Source organism: Massilimicrobiota sp. mt181, from assembly GCF_055420065.1.
The window spans coordinates 1-2,209 of record NZ_JBVAYN010000054.1; the positions used below are offsets into that span (position 1 = coordinate 1).

2 protein-coding genes are annotated in these 2,209 nt (G+C 30.6%); both read left to right on the top strand.

What is annotated here, in order from left to right; all coding sequences use genetic code 11:
* Positions 1-787, top strand: a 787-nt coding sequence (locus ACZYT4_RS13955; protein WP_463786948.1) for a hypothetical protein, incomplete at its 5' end; no start/stop codon positions are given.
* Positions 788-917: 130 nt separating this feature from the next.
* The gene (locus ACZYT4_RS13960; protein ID WP_463786950.1) at positions 918-2,030 is read left to right on the top strand and encodes a tyrosine-type recombinase/integrase; all 1,113 of its coding nucleotides are present in this window, start codon (positions 918-920) and stop codon (positions 2,028-2,030) included.
* Positions 2,031-2,209: the final 179 nt, after the last annotated feature.

A 2,209-nucleotide genomic window follows, 5' to 3' on the forward strand; every position in this document is an offset into this window, starting at 1 on the left:
AAATATAATGAAAAAAGTTTTATGCGCACTATTATGTTTGGGAATGCTATTTGGATGCAGTGGAGATTCAAAGCCAAAAGAAAAAGTTTTTCTTAAGGATGATGAAATCGATAGCATGTTTACAAATCCAGAAGACTACAAAGACAAATATGTAACCTTAACTGGTATAATTTTTGCTGAACCAGAAGTGGATGGGGATGCAATGGCATTGCAAGTATTTGCTGATCCAGAAAATTCTGAACAAAACTTCATTGTTCATTGTCCAAAATTAGATGTTAAAACTGACGACTATGTAAAGGTTACAGGATATATTGATGGTGAATTTGAAGGCGAAAATGTATTTGGAGGGGTAGTTACAGGTCCAGTAATCATTTCAGAAGAAGTTGAAAAAACAGATTATATTTCCGCTGTCAAACCGACTATTCAAACAATCGATGTCAATCAGACAAAGACAAGCCATGATGTATCTTTTACAATTCAAAAAGTTGAGTTTGCTGAAGATCAAACAAGAATATACCTAGCAATTGATAATCAATCAAAATATACTTATACATATTATTCTTTTGATACGAAGATTGTTCAAGACTCAAAACAATATGAAGAAAATGATGATTATAATTTAGATGATTATGATCTTGATAATGAAATATTATCTGGAGTTAAGTCAGAAGGTATTGTTACATTTGATAAAATAGATTCTTCAAAAGATTTTAGAATTCAATTATCTGGATATAGCGATAATTATGATTTGGATCAAGATACAATAACTTTTGAAATTAAAGTTTAAACAAAAAAGCTACGTGCGGGAACACGTAGCAAATACACAATGCACGGGAATGCATTGCATGATAAAAAAGATTCACACCCTCTTTTATCATGCTCATTTTATCATACTTCGATGAAAGGGGCAATTAATTATGGCAAAAACAAATCTAAAAAAAAGAAAAGATGGACGATATAGAAAATCCATTAAAACACCTGAAGGTATCGTTTATGTCTATGGCTACACAATTGAAGAATTAAATGACAATTATATTCAGGCACAAATTAAGCTTAAACGTGGGGTTAAGATAAAAAGTCAAAATATATTATTTGGTGATTATGCAGTTAAATGGTTTTATGCTTATAAGGCACATAAGCAAGAAAAAACAAAAGATATGTATCTTAATGTCCTCATGAATCATATTGACTATCTGGGTGATATGAAAATAGGAAATATCACTTCTGATGATGTACAGCAGTGTTTAAATGAATGCTTTGATAAACCTAATCAGTGTCACAAAGTATATATGACTCTTAAGCAGATTTTTAAAGCAGCAATCATTAATAAAATCATTACCTTTAATCCATGTGATGGGGTCGAGCTTCCAAAAATTCCAAAATCAAAGAAATCTCGTGATTTATATGATGAAGAGCGTGAAGCCTTATTTCATGCAAATCTTTCCTTGAAAGTTAAAACGTATTTATATCTGGGAGCTTTCTGTGGACTTAGAAAAGGCGAAATATTAGGTCTATGCGTTGATGATATAAATTTTGATACAAATACCATACACATTGAAAAAGTCCGTGAATCCTCAAAAAAAGTGAAAGCAAGGATAAAACCAATGCCAAAGACTGATGCTGGTATCAGAGATGTTATAATGATTGACATCGTCAGGGATCAACTTATTGAATACTTAAAAAATATAAATACTTATTATCTCTTCACAATGAAAGATGGAAATCTAATGAGCGAAAGCTCTTATAAGAAATTCTGGGCTAAATGCAAAAGAGAGCTAAACAGCTATTTCGATGAAGAAACAATAACAACATTGACATCACATATGCTAAGACATGAGTTTAGTACAAACCTATTTTATAGCGGTGTAAATGAACTTGAAACACAAAAATTAATGGGACATGCCGACATATCTACGACAAGAAAAATATATACTCATCTCAGACAAAAAAGCATGGAAGCTGATACAAAACTTAATAATTACATAAATGAAAAGATAAATAATGAAAAACAGCTGGACAAATTAAACTAGCTGTTTTCTTCTGACCCTTTTCTGACCCTTTTTGACCCTTTTTTATGTATGTTTGAACCTATAAAAACTATAAAAAAACGTAAAAAATCAATAAAAACAGATTCCATTTCTTCTACTATAAAAGTATAAAAAAATCGAAAAACGCTGATTAAATCAACACTTTTCGACTATTTATCAAC